Genomic DNA, 20,369 nt, shown 5'->3' with positions numbered 1-20,369 from the left:
TGTACGTTATCCTATTTATGCCCTTTTTAGTCATCCTGATGAAGGAAGGATTACATTAGAAGCTCCGCAATCTATGTCGCCAATCTTTATAGAGTTTCGTGTGTGATCCTTCCTTCGTCAGGATGACAAACGTTGCCGTAAAGCTATATTTTAGAAACTAGTTTCTTTCTCTTACCTTTTTCAAAGTCAAAAAAATCTATGTTTCTATGTGTTTAAATTTTATAGAATCAGAATAATTTCCTCTAAAATCCTGATTCTATAATCTTAATTCTATTTTCTTTATTCTTCTATCTTACGAACTCGGTCTAACCAAGTAAACTTCAATACTGTAGTGGTCACCAAGAACACTGCTAAAGCTACTCCTGCTTTTGGATAATCCCTGATGATAAAGTAAATCGGAAGCAAAATCATGCTTGACTGCCAAATAATACCAATAATACAGTTCATCATATCTAAATAGAAATCATTATTTTTTTGGAAAGACTGATCTTCCGCTTTCAATTTTTTGTAAACAGGATTCCAAAATCCCCAAGGTCTTACATTACTATAGAACGATTTTAGAACTTCCATGTCGGTTGGTTTGCTTAAATAAGTTCCTAAAAGACAACCTAAAATGGAGAATCCAAAAATTAATGGGAATAAGTAAATTGAAGGCACTTCTGAAAGCTGGTGTAAAAATGTTCCTGATGTTAAGTTTCCTTTATTTTGATCTAAAACAAACTGAAGAGAAGCCGCTACTAATCCGCCAACCATTCCCCAGAAATATCCCCATCCGTTGAAACGCCACCAAATCCATTTTAAGAAGTTTGCTGCAACATATCCTCCGTATAAAGCACTTGTAATCCAAAGTGTTAATGAGTTGATAGAATCTGCGAAGAATCCCATGAAAACGCCTAAACCAACCACTAAGAAAGAAGAAATCTGACTTACTTTGATATAGTGTTTGTTTGAAGCAACTGGTTTAAAATATTTTTTATAAATATCATTTACAATATAAGCTGGTCCTGCATTTACGAAAGCCGAGAATCCAGACATAAATGCTGCTAATAAACCTGCTAAAAGGATTCCTTTAATTCCAACCGGGATATAAAGATTAACTACTTTTGGCATCAATAATTCTAAATCTGCTCCTGTTAGATTTACGTTTGCATTTAATTCTGGTGCTAAATTTACTAAAGCGATAACCACAATTCCTGTGATTAGTAAATATCTAGGAATGAATAAAATCAAGTTGGTAAAACCACTCATATAAGCCGCTTCTTTTACCGATTTTGTAGAAAGAACACGTTGTAAATCGTAACTAGGAGTTGGTCCTGCAACGCTCGCAAAGAATCCTTTGAATAAGGTCATTCCGATGAAAGCACCGAACATTTTGTAACCTTCTGTATCAATTAATCTGTTGAATGTTTCAAATTTATCGCTCCATTGTGTTTCAAATTCCCATCCGAAGAAAACATTTTTCCATTCTGGCGTAATAATCGAATTAATCTGAACATCTGTATAATTAATGAATGCATAACCTGCGATTAAAACTCCAGCAACAATCATAATAATATATTGTACTACTTCTGTTGCCACAACAGAAAACATTCCACCTTTAACGGTATAAATTGTAGTTAAGAAAATGATTAACAATGCATAAGCCTGTTCGGAGGTTAAGAAAACAGAACCATTTAAATGAACTGTTAAATCCCAAGGAAGAATAATCGTTACAAATTTTCCGATTCCGACGAAGAAATAAGCAATAAAACCAATTGTAGAAATGATTGCAAAAATCGCTACAATAATATGTGATGCTTTTCCAGCCTGATCGCTTCCAAAACGAGTTAAAATCCACTCAGAACCTGTCATTACTTTTGACCTTCTAATCCAGACTGCGAGGAACATCATGACGAAAATCTGATTCCAGATTGGCCAAAGCCACATAAACATGAAACTTTTTACACCATATAGAAATAAAACGCCAATCATCCAGGAAGTTCCTGAAACATCAAACATTCCAGAGCCGTTACTCAATCCTAAAAAATACCATTTGATTGATTTTCCTCCCAAAAAATAGTCATCTAAACCTTTTGATGCTTTTCTTGAAATCCAGATTCCTATACCGACCGACATTACGATATAGATTAAAATGATTGATACGTCTATAATGTTCATTAAATTATTTATTTTGAATTAGTTAGTTTAGTCCCCAGTTTTGGTTTGGCTGTGCTCCCATTACAAAATGAAGTACGCCGCCTTTTAATATTTCTTGGTGAGAAATGGCTGTTTTAGTAAATGCTTTTCCGTTTAAAGTAGCCGATTGGATATAGAAATTTTTGTCTGAAACATTTTCTGCTTCGATTACAAAAGTTTTTCCGTTTGGAAGATTTAAAGTTGATTTTTCGAAAATCGGACTTCCAATTTCATATTCTCCAGAAGCCGGATTCATTGGATATAATCCCATTGAACTAAATACATACCAAGCCGACATTTGGCCGCAGTCTTCGTTTCCGCTTAGACCATTAGCTGTTGTATTATATTGCGTGTCTAAAATATGACGCACCCAATATTGTGTTCTCCAAGGCTGTTTTGCATGGTTGAACATATAAGCAATATGATGGCTTGGCTCGTTTCCGTGCGCATATTGTCCGATCAAACCAGAAATATCTGCTGAAACGTTGTTTCCTGTAATCTCTGAACTTTCTGTAAACAATTGCTCTAAACGTTTTGTGAAAATGTCGTTTCCTCCGTGAAGTTTGATAAAATCATCCACACTATGAGGTACAAACCAGCTGTGCTGCCACGCATTACCTTCTGTATAATCGGTATGTTCTCTGTGATTAGAGTGTTTAGGGTCGAAAGGTTCGTTCCATGATTTTCCATCTTCCGATTTTCCTCTCATGAAACCTGATTTCGCATCAAATAAATATTCGTATGCTTTGGAACGTTTTGAGAAAAACTCGTAATCTGCTTGTTTTCCTAATGCTTTTGCCATTTGAGCTACGCACCAATCGTCGTAAGCATATTCTAACGTAATCGTAACCGATTCATCTAATAAGTTGTACGGAATATAACCGTATTTTTTGTAGAAATTTAATCCGCGTTCGTCCTGCATCATCGTTGCTTTCATTGCTTCGAAAGCTTTTTCAGCATCAAAACCTTTAATACCTTTCATGTAAGCATCAACAATAACGGGAATTGAATGATAACCCGTCATAGTATTGGTTTCATTAGCATATAATGTCCAAACTGGAAGTATTTTTTTAGTTTCATAATACGCCAACATTGAGTTCACTAAATCGGAAACTTTTGTTGGTTCTAATATGGTCAGTAATGGGTTCTCTGCTCTAAAAGCATCCCAAAGTGACAAAGTAGAATATGCGGTATAATCTTTAGCCGTAATAATTTTATCATCCTCTCTTCTAAACTGGCCGTTTTTATCGCTGTACATTACAGGCGCCACTTGTGCATGATATAAAGCGGTATAGAAAATGGTTTTTAAAGAATCAATCGGAGTTTCAACTGTAATTTTGCTTAAAGCTTTGTTCCAATCCAAAGTCGCATCAGATTTCGCTTTTTCAAAATTCTGACTTTCAGCATCTAAATTACCTTTTGCATTTTCAACACTTACAGAAGAAAGTGCCACTTTTACGCCTAATTCCTTTGAGTTTTTAGAATCAAAAAACAATTGTAAAGCGGTGTTTTCCCCTTCAGCGTTTGAACCAGAAACCACTTTTTTATCAGCTGTGATAATAGATTCTGTTATTGGTTTAGAAAATTTGGCAACAAAATAAACTTTCTGATTTTTTGCCCAGCCTGTACTGTAGCGATAACCGCTTATAGTATTGGCATCTTCAATTTTGATAGCCGTTTTTAACGCCTTATCCCAATTAATAGCAAAACCAAGATCTACTACAACCGACTGCGTGTCGTTAGTATTATAGGTATATTTATGGTATGCGGTTCTTTGCGTAGAAGTTAATTCTACATTGATTTTAGGATCTTCAAGAAAAACTTGGTAATAACCCGGTACTGCTTTTTCGTTAACATGACTATATTTTGATTTATACGGAAGGAAATCGCGTGATGCGGCTTTGGCGGTTAAGTCTAATTTTTTGTTTGTCGGCATAAATAAAATATCTGCCAAATCACCGATTCCTGTTCCGCTTAAGTGTAAGTGACTAAATCCAGAAACTATCGAATCAGAATAATGATAGCCTGAGCACCAGTCCCAGCTAGAAATTCCATTATCCGGACTCACTTGTAACATCCCAAACGGAACTGTTGCGCCTGGATACGTATGTCCGTGGCCTCCAGTACCTATAAAAGGATCTACATAATTTGTTGCAAATTTTTTGTGATCTTTGTTATTATCTACTTTTATTTTGCAACTTGCAATAAAAATTACCGTTAAAGAGAGCAGAGTAATTTTCCTCATATCAAAACAATATTAATTTAACTTTAAATTTAGATAAATTCAACTTTTACCAAAATAAATTTAGACGGACGACATTTAAACAGCTCTAAACATCAAAAAAAAGTAATAAACGACATTTTATACTACCAATATGATTTTCAACTCAAGCAAATCTTATAAACTGCCTGTACGCTATCATGCCTACTTTTGGTTATCCTATTTTATGCTCAATACACTTCGCTGGGGAAGTTATTTTAACGATTATGTGTATTCCTTAAAAACAACATTATTAGGTTTTCCAATTCACATGGCATTATGTTATCTTAACATTTTAATTTTAATGCCTTATTTGGTTTACCGCAAAAAATACTTCCTGTATATCGTAACCGTTTTGTCAGCCATTTTTGTAATGGTTGTGCTGAAATTTAATCTTACCTATTTATTAATTACACATGATGTTTGGCCCGAAGGACCAGAGACCATCAACAAACTTACTTTAAATTATACAATAGATATGATGATGGGTGAATTGTACGTTATGACTTTTGTAACCGCCATCAAAATAACTCTCGATTTATTACAAGAACAAAGACGTGTAACCGATTTGGAGAAATCGCAATTGGAAACAGAACTACTGTTTTTAAAATCACAGATTTCACCGCACTTTTTCTTTAACACTTTGAATAATATCTATTCACTTTCTGTAGAAAAATCGAATAAGACTCCTAAAATAGTTCTGAAGCTTTCTGAATTAATGCGTTACATGCTTTATGAAACAAAAGAAAAAAAACAGACTTTAGAAAACGAAATCATGTGTATCCAGAATTATCTTGATTTGGAGAGAATTCGAAATGGAGAACGTTTGGAAGTAAACATGTATATTTCTGGAGATATTCATGATAAAGAAATTTCTCCTGTATTATTATTGACTTTTGTAGAAAATGCATTTAAGCACGGTGTCAACAAAAACACAGGAAATGTAGTAATTGACATCAGCTTTAAAGTCAAAGGCGATTTTTTATATTTCGTAATTTCAAACCCAATGCCCGAATTTACCGTACATAAAGATAATTTTAACAAGTCAAGTGGCATAGGTATCGAAAACGTAAAAAAAAGACTAGAGCTGGCATATAATAAAAGTGACTATAAGCTTTCATTTAAAAATAAAAAGAATATTTTTGTCGTTAAGCTAGCTATAAAGGTCACATAGCCTCGCTTTTAGCAGTTTCTAAAACTATACCTACAAAAAACCAAATATCGGCCTAAAATACTATTTACAAATGAAAATAAAGTGTTTAATTATCGATGATGAGCCATTGGCAATAAACGTTATTAAAAATTATATTGAACAGATTGAGGAGCTGGAATTAGTAAACACCTTTAGTAATTCTATTGAGGGATTAAATTTCTTAAAAAACAATACTATTGATGTAATTTTTCTAGACATCAACATGCCTGTTTTAGACGGTATTAATTTTATTAAAAGTTTAGAAAATCCGCCGTTGCTTATTATTACAAGCGCTTACGATCAGTTTGCAATTGAGACTTACGAATTGGATGTTTTGGATTACTTAGTGAAACCAATTGAGTTTCCGCGTTTAATGAAAGCTGTAAACAAAATCAATAAACGCCTTAATAATACAACAAGTAAATTACCACAGGAAAACAGTAAAGAAAACCCTTTTATCTTCGTTAAAATCGACAAGAAAAAAATGAAGAAGATTTTCTTAAACGAAATTCTGGTTATCGAAAGTTTAAAAGATTATTTAAAAATAAGCACTACTTCTGGAAAATTCATCATTCACAGCACTTTATCTGATTTTACAAGTTTACTGCCTGAAAGAGATTTCATTAGAATACACAGATCCTACACCATTGCCATTGATAAAATTGACGCTGTAGAGGGAAACAGCATCGAAATTGAAGGGTTAAGATATGTTATAGGAAGATCTTACATAGACGAAGTGAAACAAAAAATCCTGAACTCTTCGATTTAAGTTAAAGGTTATACGTTATACGTTATAGGTTATACGTTGTACGTTGTACGTTTGAGATTAAAGTTTCTTCAACTTATAACTCATAACCCATAACTTTTTTACTTCTAAACCATATAAAAAAACGAAAATGCGGCCAACCACGACCGCATTTTCTCTCAATTATAGGTAACTAACCAAAATAAACCATGAAATAGTCTATTATCTTTATTGCTGCAAAAAGCACTTAGAAATGATAACGCTTAAACGCCTCAATAGCCGAATAATCTGCTAATCCTAAGTTGTGATATTTTTCTGCAGTCAATCTGTTTCTGTCTTCAACTCGCACCCAAAACTCTCTACTGTCATCCCCTTGGAACATAACGCCATCTTTTTGAGACTGGTGATAAAAAATAGCATGTCGTTTCTTTAAAACCTGATCAGGACTCATTGGTACTGCCATGTCAATTTGGTACGATTCCCATTCATGCCAAGCGCCTCTGTAAAGCCAAACCCAACAATCCTTCATAAAGCTTTTCTGTTTAAGTCTTTTTAAAGCTTCAAACAAACTGTCCAAACACACTTTATGAGTTCCATGCGGATCTGCTAAATCTCCAGCAGCATAAATTTGATGCGGTTTTATTCTTTCAATAATGTCGCACATAATGTCAACATCTGCATCCGAAAGATTATTCTTTTTGACTGTTCCTGTTTCGTAAAACGGAAGATCTAAAAAGTGTACATTAGAATCTGGCAAACCTAAATAACGTGTTGCTCCAAAAGATTCGCTTCTTCTAATTAATCCTTTTAATTTTCTAACTTCTAACGAATCAATCTCATTTCCTGTTCTATTTTGAAGAAATTCAATAATTCCGTCAGATATTTTAGAATCAGGATTTAATGCTTTTGAAATTTCTGCAAACTTCAGAGCTTCTTCATTAGAAACCGCTATATTTCCAGAGGTCTGATACGCTACATGAACTTCATGCCCCTGCTCTATCAAACGATCAAAAGTTCCTCCCATCGAAATCACATCATCATCTGGGTGCGGACTAAAAATGATTACTCTTTTCTTTTCCGGCGTAGAACGTTCTGGTCTGTATGTATCATCAGCATTTGGTTTTCCTCCTGGCCAACCTGTGATAGTTTGCTGCATTTTATTAAACATCTTAATGTTCAAATCGTATGCAGTTCCTTCTTCTGTCAAAAGACTCGACATTCCGTTGTCGTTATAATCTTTATCCGTCAACTTTAAAAACGGTTTTTTAGTCAGCTCACTCAACCAAGCCACCGCTTTTAATTTTAATTCATCTGTCCAAACGCAAGACTTAACCAGCCAAGGGGTTTTCACTCTTGTCAATTCAGACGAAGCTTCGGTATCTAGAACAAATGTTGTGTTGTCATGCTCTTGTAGATACGTCGCTGGCACTTGCGAAGAAACTTTCCCTTCGATTGTCTTTTTTATAATCCCTGCTTTACTGATTCCCCATCCTAGTAAAACAATTCTTTTTGCATTTCTAACAGTACCAATTCCCATCGTAATGGCTTTTCTCGGAACATTATCTATTCCTAAAAAAGAAGAAGCCGCGTCAACTCTGGTAATATGATCCAAAGTAATATTTCTAGTTCCCGAATTTACATGCGAACCAGGTTCATTAAAACCAATATGCCCCGTTCTTCCGATTCCTAAAAGCTGAAAATCCAACCCTCCATAAGAGATAATTTTCATTTCGTAATCGATACAATACTGTTGTAATTCCTCGGGACTCACCTGCCCGTCAGGAATATTAATATTTTCAGGATGAATATTTACATGATGAAACAGATGCTCATGCATAAAATGGTAATAACTCTGAATATCATTTTTATCCATAGGATAATATTCGTCCAAATTAAAGGTAACAACATTAGCAAAACTAAGTCCTTCCTCTTTGTGCATTCTAACTAGTTCTTCGTAAACTTTGATAGGAGAAGATCCTGTAGCCAAACCTAAAACACAAGGTTCGTTCAGCTCATTTTTTCTCTGAATTAAATTAGCGATTTCTCGAGCGACCAATACAGAAGCTTCTTGCGACGATTCGAAAATAACATTGTGAATTTTTTCAAAACGAGTTTCTTCAAATTTCCCTGCTTCCCTAAAACCTATATCTTCTTTAATCATATCTCTCGCTGATTTAATTAACGCAAGATAAAAGTAGAATTATATTATCCATTATTACCAAAAATTCGACTAATAACGGCTGTCGTTCGGCAGAAAACAAAAAAAGGCAGTCTCAAAAAAACACCCTTTTTTTAAAGCTTAGGAAGCTTAATATTTATAGAAAATAATCAACACTTACAAAATCCAAGCTCCAATGGAGCGACATATTTTTCTAGAATCTTATTATATGTCGCTCCGTTGGAGCTTTTTTTTCATTTTTTTTATAGCAATTCTATAAATATTTCACCGCGTAGAGTTTTAACGGATAAAATATTTTTTAAAAATATTTCAATATCTGCCTTTTATTCGACAACTCCAATTTCGGCAATCGAAACTGTTTGCGCTTTTCCTACAGCACCTGTAGCGACAAATTTCAAAAATCTTGCTTTAACCGCAGAAAAACTCTTAATCTGTTCAATTGGGTTATGTTTGATATTCGAAAATTCTCCTTCGGATTGTTTGTCCCAGTAAAAATTATCTACACTTGTATACAACTCATAATTTGAAATCAAATTTAAATTGTTGCCAACCTGTTGTGGAGTATAGGTAAAACCTTTAATACTGACCAATTCCCCCATATCTATAACAACAGTTTGCGGCAGTTTGTTCTCATCATTTCCAAAAGCCCAATCGGTATTGGCATCGCCGTCAATAATCCTTTCTGCCGATTTATCATCTCCACTTGAAACTGAAACAATTTTCCATTTTTCTTTAGAAACGCCATATTTTGCTGCTTTAACCCCACTATTGATTTTCTCTTTCGTATTTCTTGCAATAGCTTTTATTTCTACCGCTTTATTATACTTAAATGGTGCTTTATACAAAGTGCTTTTTTCCGATGGTGTTTTTCCATCCAAAGTATAATAAACAGCATTTCCTTCTTCCGATATAATTGTAACCAAACCATTTTTATCTCTGCCAATATTTGGTTCTTTTACAAAAGTCGGTGCATTGTACGCCTCAATTGTACTGATTACAAATCCTGCTTTTGCATCCAGAATATTCACTCTAAGCGCCGTTGCCGTAACTCTGTCTAAACGCAGAATTCTTTTGTAACCAATTGTAGTTTCATTGGCAATGGTTTTCCACTGCCCATCCACTTTTGCTTCGATAGAAAATGCTTTTACACGTTGACCTAATTTAATATACTCCTGAAGCAAAACTCTATTCATTTCCGTTGGTTTTTTAAACGTAAATTCAACCGTAGCTTGTTTTACTTTATCATCGGTTGCCCAATAGGTATTTTTATCTCCGTCGATTACATTCTGAGGACCAAAATTAGAATCGTTTGCGCGAATGTTCGAAGCCTGAACCTGAATTCCTGCTAAAAGTTCTTTTTTGAAATCGGCTTTAATTGTGGCAACCAGTTCTTTCAATCTTGCTTCGTCATTTTCATGAACCAATCCGCGTCTGTCTACTGGAAGGTTTAATAATAAAGTAGCATTTCGTCCAATCGATTCATAATAGATATCGACCATTTCGTCAAGCGAGCGCACTTTATCATCTTCAACCGAATGATAAAACCATCCTGGTCTGATGGAAACGTCTGCTTCTCCTGGAACCCATTTTTCTCCGTCTTCATGTCCGGACATAAATTCGGTATAATGTACTTTTCCAGCCAATTCATCTTTTTGGCGTAATAAAGACCAATTGGTTTTTCCGGCGCGTCCTTCTTCATTTCCAATCCATCTTGCTTCAGATGGACCAACGCCCCAAACTAATGTTTTTGGTGCGATACTGTAAATTAATTTATACGTTTCGTCCCAATTGTAATAAGTAAGCGTATTGATTTTTCTGGTTTCGTTTGCGCCGCCGTAATAACCGTCTCCACCATTGGCACCATCAAACCACATTTCGAAAACATCTCCGTAGTTGGTCAATAACTCCTTTAACTGATTTCTGAAATACGTAATATATTCCGGTTTGCCGTATTGCGGATGATTTCTGTCCCAAGGAGAAAGATATAGTCCTAATTTTAAATCGTATTCTTTACAGGCTGCAGCCAATTCTTTTACCAAATCTCCTTTTCCGTTTTCCCAAGGCGAATTCTTTACAGAACGTTCTGTATATGCCGAAGGCCAAAGACAAAAACCATCATGATGCTTAGCGACTAGAATAATTCCCTTCATTCCGGCTTCCTTAACTATTCTCGCCCACTGACGAACGTCTAATTGCGTTGGGTTAAAAAGTTCAGGCGATTCGTCTCCAAAACCCCATTCTTTATTGGTAAAAGTATTTAATGAAAAGTGCACAAAAGCATAAAATTCCATTTCCTGCCAATCGATTTGTTTTTGCGTTGGAACTGGACCAAAAGGTTTTGGTGCATTAGCAAATTCCTGACTTGAAGCATTAGAAATTGCACCTAAAAGGCATAAGGAAAGAAATATTTTTTTCATTGCTGAACTGCTTTAAAATAGTCGATAAAGCATAAATGTACTATAAATTGATTTTTGATGGAACAGAATTTCGACCAACAACAGGTTTAAAAGCATTTATGCTTTTTAAATGTTCCGTAGGAACATCTCATTGGTAGTAGAAAAATGATTATCCAATTTATTTACGTTCCGTAGGAACGTTTGATATGTTGTATTATTAAAAAATGGCAAAACACAAACGTTCCTACGGAACGTGAAATACCGGTAACGTTATAATTTTTTCTACCAACGAAACATTCCAACGGAATGATAACTGATGTAAAAAAAGCTGTTTCTAAAAACAACTCGCAATAGGTTTTTCTAGTTAGCTGCGTACGCTTACTAATTCAAAATACTTCTGAAAAAATAATGCAAAATGTACTTTATTAATCCCCACCTCCACAGCCTCCGCACGAACTGCCACAAGAGCTTCCGCAGGAACTAGAGGAACTGGAACACGAAGAACCGCACGATGAGAATGAATTTGAACTACCAGAATCCGTATTAAAAAAGCTATTAGAGCTAGGGTTAGAACTATTCGCTATTGGGATAAAAAAACTGGAGAGTACTAAGTTTCCATATAAAAAGTAATTCCACTCCCAATTATTATGGACTTCCGTATTATGCCTGATTTCTTTTTTTAATGCAGATGAAACAACCTTAGAAAACATAAAAGTGGTAAGTCTATTGATATAACCAATTGAAACTAATACCAAAGGAACAATTGCAAATAATAAGAATATTATGGGTTTGCCTCTCCAAATTCCCGTAATAAATCGGCTGAAGATAATACTCAGAAATAATCCTAAAACAACCATTACAGCAGTAGCAATAAATGCAAATTCTTTTGAGGTAATGACCCTGTTTCTAATTCTATAAGTGGCTTTTTGTAATTGGTCAAAAATGGGTTTCTGTTTGACTGTGTGACATAAATCTTTATAAGAAACAGATTCCGAATCTCTCATGAATTCGATTACACAATTTTCATATTTATTATCTCCAAAACTTTTATCAAGTAATTCCAACCTGTCGTTTGTTAGAATCCTGATTTTCTTGTTTTGAATCAGGTTATTGAATCACTTTTTCCAATTTGCCTTCTTTAAAGAAAACCAGCTCAAAAGCAGAAAGATTTTGAACAATTGGATTGGATTTAACTTTATTATATAAAGAAAGAAAACTTCTTCTGATGCAAAATTCCAGTAACAGAATAATAGCAAAAAACACTATGAAATAGCCAATCAGAAAATCTGGATTTTTAATTTTTATTAAAAAAGGAAAATCAGCAGACAAACTGGAATTGAAGTAATTATAGTGTATTTTAAAAAGTTTTTTCGAAGTGTAGCAACATTAAAACTACTGTCTTCAAGTTCTAAAGAATCCAGTTCATTGGTATAATGCCAAACTTCCAAAGGCTGTTTTCCAAAATTGATTTCATACAACTCTTTAGTGCGTTCTTTTGCCTTATGGAACATTTCAAACTCAGCTTTATTATGAGTCGACGGAATATGTTCGATTCTCTTACCTAAAAGATTGCAAAAATCGGTATAGGAATTCGTAAAGATTAAATGCTGATGCCAGACAATATCAACAATTTCTGAAGGTGAAACCATTTCATTCTGCGTCGCCGCCAGAAACATAAACTTTTTGTACTCCAGCAAAGCAACTTGGGTAAAATATAATGTCCAATAATTTTCGAGTGCCAATCTTGTAGAAAAACCATATTGATCTTGTAAATTATCAAATTCAAAACCTTGAACTTTTTCCCAAAGAATTTTATCCATAAAGAAATCTTTAATCATTGAAATTACGTCAAATATAACAGGTAATTTTTGTCTGACAAATTAAGTTTAAAAAATAAATTCAATTACTTAAATGAACAAAACAATACTATAAAGATCTTTTATATCATAACATATTAATTAAGATTTTATTTACAAATAAATTTTATATTTGTATACAATCAAATAAAATGAAAATGGTATTTTTAGATCTTTTCAAAAAGAAAACTGGTTATAATTTACCGGATATGTATAAGGGAATTGTGACTAAAGATGAATATAACTTCCTTTCTTTGCGCAAATATAAATTTTCTATCAACAAATCATCATTTTTACCAAATAATTAGCACCAAATCCCTTAAACCACTGCAAAAAAGTAAGAATAAAATGCTGATTTGTATTTTTTATTATTTGCTGTTTTCTACTAATTTTCTTCTAAAAAATATCTTCTTTCTATTTACGTAAAAATATGATTCTTTAGTTTTAAGAAAAAGGACAATCTTATTATCAAGGATTTATCTAATGAGGATATTTTTCAGTTTGGAGACAAAAATTAAAACATAAGACAAAATTACAAACGATAATAAAACCAATAATCCGTTGGTTATGGCTGTGGGAAAACCGAGTTTTACGGCATCAATAAAAGGATAAGGGTAAAAATCGGTGTAGATGCCATGAAATAAGGTATATACAACATAAATTATGGGGTAAATCAGCCAAAGCGTAATAGTTTTAAAAGAAATCTTTTCTATATCAACATAAAAAAGCCAATAAAAGAAAAACAAAATGGGTACAACGGTATGAAAAATTTCGCTGACAATTCTGTGAAGTCCTTTTAAATCGACAACTTGACGAAGCAATAAATTAAAAACTAGTCCGACAATTATAATGTAAACCGTCACAGCTGTTATTGTTGTATTTTTTCTAAAAAAAGCACTAATCTTAAATCTTCTTCCAAATAAGTTAAAGGCACTGCAGATAAAAACAACAGAATTGGTCAGAATGGTAAAAAAACTGAAAAAGCGGACTAAGACACCAAAAAATGTAAACTCAGATTGTTTTATTAATAAATAAAACTGCGTTGGAAGTGCGTAAAGTTCCAGAGCTAAAATAATTCCCAAAAGAACCTCATTCCCAATTTTTGTGGTATTTTGCTTTTCCATAATTTACTTTATGTCAGAAAACTAAAATAAGAATTTCAATCGAAACTTTTACAGAACTCTCTTTTGATTTTCGCTCTCTTTTATCGTTTTTTCAAGTCTTGATAATTGTGTTTTTTCCTGCTTAGCACTCATGATCCAATGAATCATCACTTTCTTGTATGAAGGTGCTTGTTTTTCAAAAAACTCCCAAGCGATTTTATTGCTTTTAAACTCTTTTTCGTAGGATTCCAAAAGCGGAACAGGCTCTTTTTCGTGCGAGTAAATTTTGGATTTATTTTCGGTTCTAAAACTAAAGGCTTTTAAGCCCTCATCAGTCATTAATCCGGCTTTAGTCAAATCCTCCATTTTCTTAATATTGATTGCACTCCAAATACTGGAAGGCTTTCTTGGAGTAAAACGAATCGTATAACTATCCTTGTCAATAGATTTTCTGACACCGTCAATCCAGCCAAAACAAAGTGCCTGATCAACCGATTCCGGCCAAGTTATAGAAGGCTTTCCACTTGTAACTTTATAAAAACCAACCAAAAGTTCTTTTTCGTTTTGATGGTTTTTCTCAAGCCATTTTCTAAATTCGGATTGATCTGCGAAGAAAGTTGGTGTCATCTATATCTATTTTATTTTTAATAAACTCTCATAATAATTTTTCTGTTTTAGCTAAGAAATCTTTTGTAACGGTTTCAATATTGATATTCATTCTTTCAGCTAAAACCGTAAGCCACCAAATCGATTCTCCAATTTTATGCTTCAATTCTTCTTCTGTATTTGCTTTTGGCCATCTCCCTTGTTGTGACATTACGTGACGGCCAACCAAACCTGCATCGGTTAGAAAAGCCAAGGCATCTTCTTCAATCGTCCATTCGCTTCCGTGATGCGCTACTTCTAGTTCGTGATAACGCTTTCTTATCTGTGCAGAACGTTGTTTTAATTCTTCAAAATTTAATGATGCCATAATTTAGTTTTTAGTAAATAATTCTTTAAACGCAATTGGACTGATATTGGTTTTCTTTTTAAAAAGTTTATTGAAAGACTGCGGATGTTCAAAGCCTAATTTATAAGCAATCTCCGAAACCGAAAAAGTTCCTTTTGCAATATATTCTTTCGCTTTTTCGATCAATTTATCATGAATAAACTGTTGTGTGTTTTGTCCCGAAATACTTCTCAGTAAATCACTCAAATATCTGGATGACAGTTGTAATTCATCAGCAACATATTGCACCGTTGGCAAACCGTTTTCTAAAGGTTTATCTGTATTGAAATAATCATTCAACAGATTTTCTAATTTGGAAACTACATCATTATTGACAGCTTTTCGGGTAATAAATTGTCGATTGTAAAAACGATTGCTGTAATTAAGCAAAAGTTCCAACTGTGAAATAATAACGTCCTGACTGAAATTGTCTATACGTTCATTCAATTCATCCTGAATATTATTAAAAACTCCCAGAATAGTTTCTTTTTCTTTTTCCGAAAGATATAAAGCTTCAGAAGCCGAATAAGAAAAGAATCCATATTTTTTGATAGCCTCATTAAGCGCATAAGGTCGGAAAAAATCAGGATGAATATTTAGTGACATTCCGCTGTAATCGGCTTCTTCATCCTGCATTTTCAAAACTTGTCCAGGAGATACAAAGGAGATTCCGCCTTCTTCAAAATCATAGAAACCATGTCCGTAGCGTAATTTCCCAGTGAAGTTTGTTTTAAAAGATATTTTATAAAAGTCCAGAATAATTCCGTTTTCAAAATCCTTTGGATCAAAAACCGCTTCACCATAATTCAGAATGCTAATCAGCGGATGCATTGGCTTTGGTTGTCCCATCGCTTTATGCAACTCCGAAATCGAATTGAATATCCTTGGCTGATTCTTCATTTTTTTAGGGATTAAATTAAGAACTGAAAAATGCTGTTATTTTTACAAATTTACAAAATGTTCTATTGGTGCAATATTCCAGCTAACGGTACTTTGATCAATCATATCATGTACCGGAGAATCGCTCAATTCTCTCATTAGTTTATGCATCGCATCTGTTCCTTCTTCTTTGCTATCCCAAATCAATAAATCGTAAACAATATCTTTTTTCAGCTCAAAAATAGTTCGGGAACGAAATCCTTGTTGACGTTTTAAAAAAGCATCAATTTCAGCATTCGCTTCAATAAATTGTTTGGTTGTAAAACCTTTTAGTCTAAAAGTAGTTAATTCTACCGCTTGATTTTTCATACAATCGTAAATTAAAAAGTAAACATTGATTTGATATTCTGAACCTGAGTTTCGGCACCTAAACTTAAACGTTCAGCATATAATGCATTCGCATCTTTTCCTGCCACATAACGCAATTGATTTTTGTTATCTGTCGAAGCTTCGTAAATAATTTGAGCAACTTCTTCTGCTTTTGTATAATTATCAATTTGTTCTGCACTATACCCTTTACTGACTTCTAAAGTTAGTTTTTCATAAGCTTTGTGTTGTCCAACTTCCATAGATCGAATAGCAAAATCTGTTTTCATTCCGCCTGGCGCCACTACTTTTACCTGTATTCCAAACTGAACTAATTCAGATGCCAGACTTTCAGAAAATCCGTCTACGGCAAATTTTGTAGCGCTATAAATCGAACAAGTAGGAAATCCCATTAATCCAAAAGTCGAAGTAATATTGATAAAAGTACCGCTCTTTTTCTCACGGAAATGAGATACAAAAGCCTTTGAAACCCTGATTACGCCAAACAAATTAGTCGTAATCTGACGTTCAATCTGATGATTTTCCAGAGATTCCAAAGCACCAATTAAACCATAACCAGCATTATTTAAAACAACATCAATCGAATATTTCTCTAAAACACTTTTGATTGTTGAATCAATCTGTTCTGAATTTGTAACATCTAACGGAAGTACAATTACGTTCTCTAATTGGTTTAATTCGGTTTCCTTTTCCGGATTTCGCATTGTAGCAATAACCTGCCATCCCTTGCTTTGAAATAATTTTGCTGTAGATTTTCCTAATCCTGTTGAAGCTCCCGTAATAAAAATTGTCTTTTGCATTTTGAATTGTTTTAAAATTATAATGCAAAGATCAGCCGACAAATGAAGTTGTTTGTAGCCTTTTTGGTAGATGTATTAGCTAAAATGACGAATGATACAACTCATCATATCATAACTAACTTTCGTTCTTTTTCTAATACTCGTCCATCATTTAATTCTACAATAATTTTAATCAAATTGTATTTTTTTAAAGTATTAAAAAAATGGTCTGGAAACCAAAATGGAAAATTAGTGCGTAAAAAACCTCTGCCCGAAGTTATATTTTTAGAGGAAAAGCCAACTTGAAATTTATCATTATTAAAGTTATTAAACCAAGAAATGAAATCATTTGGATTTTCTAAAATAGGAACTCTTCTTGGGTCTACTTTTCGATAAACTCTTCCTCCCAAATAGTTTTTGTTTAAATATTCAACATATTGATTACTTTTTCTATCTAAACAAACACAACTAAAATCATTTTTATCAAATCGTCTTTTATCAAAATTTTCTATTGGATTATATAAAACAGATTCTTCAATATTACCAAGTATCTTAGTAATATCGATTTCCTTTTTATCATTTTTCAATAAAATTTTGAGACTTTTAATTTCATCAGCAGAACCTCCAAGTCCTGGCTCAATAGCACAACCGCAATCATCAGAATTACGAGATTTAGGATTATGATTAATCTTAATATCAAACGTAAATACTATACCGAGTTTTTTTTGATCTTTGATTGTATCGGTTACGTTGTATAATAAACAACGAAACTCATCTAGCTTTTTTGAATAAATAAGGGCTACATCAACCTCTTTTAAGCTGAATGAATTATCCATTATTTGATTTTCAGTTTTATTTGTGCATGAAATACAAAATGCAAGAAATACAAAACATATAATTTTTCTCATTTATAATATTTTCTTATAAATGTGAAAGTTAGAAAAAAGAACACACTAAAAGCTTCATAATGAAATAAAAAAAACTCCATTATTTCTAATGGAGTTCTCTAAGTTTTTACGTCTTCTAATTCACTTTAACTTTAATCGTTGAAGCCTCTAAACCAGCAGTTGTTGCTTTCAACTGAATATTCTCCTTCTTCCCATTAGACTGAATAGTCACAACACATTTCCCATTAAACAATTTACAAGAATTCGCTTTAAACGACTCTAAATTGGCCTGATAACCATTATCAACTCCAACCAACTTTCCTCCGCCTGTTACTTCAAAATTGATTAAATCCATAGCATTTGGAACCAGATTTCCATCTTTGTCTAACATTGAAACAGTTACATAAACCAAATCGTATGTATCATTTTTAATTGAATTTTTTTCTGCTTTTAAATCAATTTTAGAAGCTTGTCCTGCTGTACGGATTTCTTTTTCTAAAACTACCTTTCCGTTCTTTCTGGAAACGGCCTTTAATGTCCCAGGCTCAAACTTCACTTTCCATGAAATATGCAGATCATCATTTTGTTTTGATTTTTTGCCAAGCGATTTTCCATTTAAAAATAATTCTACTTCATCGGCATTATTGTAATATGCCCAAACGTTGATTTCCTGATCTTTTGTCCAATTCCAATGTGGTAAAATATGCAGAACTGTTTTCTTCGACCATTCACTTTGGTACATATAATACACATCTTTTGGAAGTCCGGCTAAATCTACAATTCCGAAGTAAGAACTTCTCGCAGGATATGGATATGGATCTGGTTCGCCAATGTAATCAAACCCCGTCCAAATAAACGTTCCCGCCATAAAATCCTGACTTTTAATCGTCTTCCAGTTTTCTTCGTGCGTTGCGCCCCAATATGATTTCACCTGATCGTACGCCGAAACCGTCCAATCTGCATTTCCATCAAACGGAGCACCGTGTTTGGTTGGCCAGGCTTTTATAACATCCGATTGATCGTAATGTCCACGCGTTTCCAAAGCCGAAACACTTTCTGAAGCCAAAATTTTCTGTCCTTTAAATTTTGCTGGAAAATCTTTATAATCTTCATGTTTGTAATTGAAACCCAAAATATCTAAAGCACCAGATTGGTAAATAAAGTTTTTCTCAATTACATTTTCGGTCAAAGCCGAAGTTACAGGACGAGTCGTGTCTAACGACTTTACGATTTTAGCTAATTCTCTTGTAATCGCAATTCCAGTCGAATCAAATTGCTCTCTGATTTCGTTTCCGATACTCCACATCACAACCGACGGATGATTACGATCTCTTTTAACAAAATCTTCTAAGTCCCGTTTATGCCAAGCATCCCAATCTTTATGGTAATCGTTGGTCACTTTTTTCTTTTTCCAAACGTCAAAAGCTTCATCCTGAACAATGAATCCCATTTCGTCACACAATTGCATCATTTCCAAAGAATGCGGATTGTGAGACATTCTGATGGCGTTTGCTCCCATTTCTTTCATCAAAGTCAGTTTTCTTCTAATGGCATGAATGTTTTCTACCGCTCCCAAAGCTCCATTATCGTGATGAAGACAAACTCCATATAGTTTGGTTGGAATACCATTTAATGAAAATCCTTTCTCTGAATCAAAATTGAAATATCTAAATCCTAGAGGCGTTTCATAATTATCAACCAATTTCGATTTCTCGTAAACTTTGGTAATAACTTTATACAAATACGGATTCACTGTACTCCATAATTTCGGCTGATTCAAAACCAGATCATGAATCTTTTTTTCAGATGTTTTAGCACCGATTTTTTCTGTTGAAGTAAAATTAGCAACTTCTTTATTCTCAGCATTTACAATCGAAGTAACCAGTTTAAATTCTTTCGCTGAAGCATAATCATTATCAATGGTAACTTCTAAATGTATTTTTGATTTTTCTGCTGAAACTTCTGGCGTTGTTACGAAAGTTCCCCATTTTCCAACGTGTAGTTTTTCACTGGCAACCAAACGCACATTTCTGTAAATCCCAGATCCCGTGTACCATCTTGAATTCGGCTGAGAATCGTTATCGACTTTTACCGCAATCGTATTTGATTTTCCAAAGTTCAAATACTGCGTTAAGTCATAACCAAAAGAAATATAGCCATTTGGGCGAACTCCCAATGATTTACCATTGATAAAGACTTCACTGTTCTTAAAAACACCATCAAATTCAATCGAAACGGTTTTGCTTTTCCAACTCGCAGGAATAGTAAAGTTTTTACGATACCAGCCTTTTCCTGCAGGCAAAAATCCTTGTGCTTGTTTGGTTTTAGCATCTTTATCAAAAGCGCCTTCGATACTCCAATCGTGCGGTAATTGAAGCGCTCTCCAGTCCGAAGCATTGAAATTAGCATTTATTGCTTCTGGAAAATCTCCTAATTTAAAGTTCCAATTTTTATTAAAGTCTTGTACAATTCTGGCTTGTTTTTGTGCAAAAATAGATACCGAAAACAATAAGGCAATTGTAATTTTTTTTAAAATCATA

At 33.7% G+C, this 20,369-nt stretch carries 16 protein-coding genes; 2 read left to right on the top strand and 14 right to left on the bottom strand.

Translation table 11 applies throughout. The annotated features are described in order from the left end of the window. Positions 1–279 precede the first annotated feature (279 nt). On the bottom strand, positions 280–2,157 hold the full coding sequence (locus BM289_RS16960; protein WP_091495715.1) for a sodium:solute symporter family protein: 1,878 nt from the start codon (positions 2,155–2,157) through the stop codon (positions 280–282). Between the two features lie 22 nt (positions 2,158–2,179). Further along, a complete protein-coding gene (locus tag BM289_RS16955; RefSeq protein ID WP_091495713.1) occupies positions 2,180–4,420 on the bottom strand; it encodes a GH92 family glycosyl hydrolase in 2,241 nt (746 codons plus the stop codon). A 130-nt stretch (positions 4,421–4,550) separates the two neighbouring features. On the opposite strand from BM289_RS16955, the gene BM289_RS16950 reads away from it, so the two are divergent. Continuing rightward, entirely contained in the window at positions 4,551–5,609 is a 1,059-nt protein-coding gene (locus BM289_RS16950; RefSeq protein ID WP_091495711.1) for a sensor histidine kinase, read from the top strand. Positions 5,610–5,679: 70 nt separating this feature from the next. Then, positions 5,680–6,396 (top strand): LytR/AlgR family response regulator transcription factor, encoded by a 717-nt coding sequence (locus BM289_RS16945; protein ID WP_091495709.1) that lies wholly within the window; start codon positions 5,680–5,682, stop codon positions 6,394–6,396. Positions 6,397–6,619: 223 nt separating this feature from the next. On the opposite strand, the gene nagB is transcribed toward BM289_RS16945, so the two are convergent. The 12 genes from nagB to BM289_RS16880 form a co-directional block, all read right to left on the bottom strand. Beyond that, on the bottom strand, positions 6,620–8,533 hold the full coding sequence (gene nagB, locus BM289_RS16940; RefSeq protein ID WP_208610259.1) for a glucosamine-6-phosphate deaminase: 1,914 nt from the start codon (positions 8,531–8,533) through the stop codon (positions 6,620–6,622). Positions 8,534–8,874: 341 nt separating this feature from the next. Then, complete coding sequence (locus tag BM289_RS16935; protein ID WP_091495705.1) at positions 8,875–10,968, bottom strand: alpha-L-fucosidase; 2,094 nt, start codon at positions 10,966–10,968, stop codon at positions 8,875–8,877. A gap of 404 nt (positions 10,969–11,372) precedes the next feature. Beyond that, complete coding sequence (locus BM289_RS16930) at positions 11,373–12,011, bottom strand: hypothetical protein (RefSeq protein ID WP_143102095.1); 639 nt, start codon at positions 12,009–12,011, stop codon at positions 11,373–11,375. A 240-nt stretch (positions 12,012–12,251) separates the two neighbouring features. Next, on the bottom strand, positions 12,252–12,767 hold the full coding sequence (locus BM289_RS16920; RefSeq protein ID WP_143102094.1) for a glycine-rich domain-containing protein: 516 nt from the start codon (positions 12,765–12,767) through the stop codon (positions 12,252–12,254). A gap of 512 nt (positions 12,768–13,279) precedes the next feature. Next, positions 13,280–13,927 carry a Pr6Pr family membrane protein gene (locus tag BM289_RS16915; protein ID WP_091495697.1) on the bottom strand — a complete coding sequence of 216 codons (648 nt, stop codon included), beginning with the start codon at positions 13,925–13,927 and terminating at the stop codon, positions 13,280–13,282. A gap of 48 nt (positions 13,928–13,975) precedes the next feature. Next, positions 13,976–14,533, bottom strand: a complete 558-nt coding sequence (locus BM289_RS16910) for a YdeI/OmpD-associated family protein (RefSeq protein WP_091495695.1) — start codon at positions 14,531–14,533, stop codon at positions 13,976–13,978. 28 nt (positions 14,534–14,561) lie between these two features. Then, on the bottom strand, positions 14,562–14,879 hold the full coding sequence (locus BM289_RS16905) for a nucleoside triphosphate pyrophosphohydrolase family protein (protein ID WP_091495693.1): 318 nt from the start codon (positions 14,877–14,879) through the stop codon (positions 14,562–14,564). Between the two features lie 3 nt (positions 14,880–14,882). Beyond that, positions 14,883–15,797, bottom strand: a complete 915-nt coding sequence (locus tag BM289_RS16900; protein WP_091495691.1) for a helix-turn-helix domain-containing protein — start codon at positions 15,795–15,797, stop codon at positions 14,883–14,885. Between the two features lie 42 nt (positions 15,798–15,839). Beyond that, positions 15,840–16,145 carry a hypothetical protein gene (locus BM289_RS16895; protein WP_091495688.1) on the bottom strand — a complete coding sequence of 102 codons (306 nt, stop codon included), beginning with the start codon at positions 16,143–16,145 and terminating at the stop codon, positions 15,840–15,842. A gap of 11 nt (positions 16,146–16,156) precedes the next feature. Further along, positions 16,157–16,963 carry an SDR family oxidoreductase gene (locus tag BM289_RS16890; RefSeq protein ID WP_091495686.1) on the bottom strand — a complete coding sequence of 269 codons (807 nt, stop codon included), beginning with the start codon at positions 16,961–16,963 and terminating at the stop codon, positions 16,157–16,159. 104 nt (positions 16,964–17,067) lie between these two features. Then, on the bottom strand, positions 17,068–17,850 hold the full coding sequence (locus BM289_RS16885; RefSeq protein WP_208610258.1) for a hypothetical protein: 783 nt from the start codon (positions 17,848–17,850) through the stop codon (positions 17,068–17,070). 115 nt (positions 17,851–17,965) lie between these two features. After that, the gene (locus BM289_RS16880; protein WP_091495682.1) at positions 17,966–20,368 is read right to left on the bottom strand and encodes a glycoside hydrolase family 2 TIM barrel-domain containing protein; all 2,403 of its coding nucleotides are present in this window, start codon (positions 20,366–20,368) and stop codon (positions 17,966–17,968) included. Between the last annotated feature and the right edge of the window lies 1 nt (position 20,369).

This window comes from Flavobacterium phragmitis (assembly GCF_900112575.1).
GTDB lineage: Bacteria > Bacteroidota > Bacteroidia > Flavobacteriales > Flavobacteriaceae > Flavobacterium > Flavobacterium phragmitis.
Note: the sequence above shows the minus strand (reverse complement) of the source record. Positions and strands in the feature narration are given on the sequence as shown.

What these genes read in the sequence shown, in the direction of transcription:
- BM289_RS16920 (WP_143102094.1), bottom strand. Translation starts at nt 12,767, where the DNA reads ATGGATAAAATTCTTTGGGAAAAAGTTCAAGGTTTTGAATTTGATAAT.
- BM289_RS16935 (WP_091495705.1), bottom strand. Translation starts at nt 10,968, where the DNA reads ATGAAAAAAATATTTCTTTCCTTATGCCTTTTAGGTGCAATTTCTAAT.
- BM289_RS16915 (WP_091495697.1), bottom strand. Translation starts at nt 13,927, where the DNA reads ATGGAAAAGCAAAATACCACAAAAATTGGGAATGAGGTTCTTTTGGGA.
- BM289_RS16950 (WP_091495711.1), top strand. Translation starts at nt 4,551, where the DNA reads ATGATTTTCAACTCAAGCAAATCTTATAAACTGCCTGTACGCTATCAT.
- BM289_RS16955 (WP_091495713.1), bottom strand. Translation starts at nt 4,420, where the DNA reads ATGAGGAAAATTACTCTGCTCTCTTTAACGGTAATTTTTATTGCAAGT.
- BM289_RS16885 (WP_208610258.1), bottom strand. Translation starts at nt 17,850, where the DNA reads ATGAGAAAAATTATATGTTTTGTATTTCTTGCATTTTGTATTTCATGC.
- BM289_RS16890 (WP_091495686.1), bottom strand. Translation starts at nt 16,963, where the DNA reads ATGCAAAAGACAATTTTTATTACGGGAGCTTCAACAGGATTAGGAAAA.
- BM289_RS16905 (WP_091495693.1), bottom strand. Translation starts at nt 14,879, where the DNA reads ATGGCATCATTAAATTTTGAAGAATTAAAACAACGTTCTGCACAGATA.
- BM289_RS16900 (WP_091495691.1), bottom strand. Translation starts at nt 15,797, where the DNA reads ATGAAGAATCAGCCAAGGATATTCAATTCGATTTCGGAGTTGCATAAA.
- BM289_RS16910 (WP_091495695.1), bottom strand. Translation starts at nt 14,533, where the DNA reads ATGACACCAACTTTCTTCGCAGATCAATCCGAATTTAGAAAATGGCTT.
- BM289_RS16895 (WP_091495688.1), bottom strand. Translation starts at nt 16,145, where the DNA reads ATGAAAAATCAAGCGGTAGAATTAACTACTTTTAGACTAAAAGGTTTT.
- BM289_RS16880 (WP_091495682.1), bottom strand. Translation starts at nt 20,368, where the DNA reads ATGATTTTAAAAAAAATTACAATTGCCTTATTGTTTTCGGTATCTATT.
- nagB (WP_208610259.1), bottom strand. Translation starts at nt 8,533, where the DNA reads ATGATTAAAGAAGATATAGGTTTTAGGGAAGCAGGGAAATTTGAAGAA.
- BM289_RS16945 (WP_091495709.1), top strand. Translation starts at nt 5,680, where the DNA reads ATGAAAATAAAGTGTTTAATTATCGATGATGAGCCATTGGCAATAAAC.
- BM289_RS16960 (WP_091495715.1), bottom strand. Translation starts at nt 2,157, where the DNA reads ATGAACATTATAGACGTATCAATCATTTTAATCTATATCGTAATGTCG.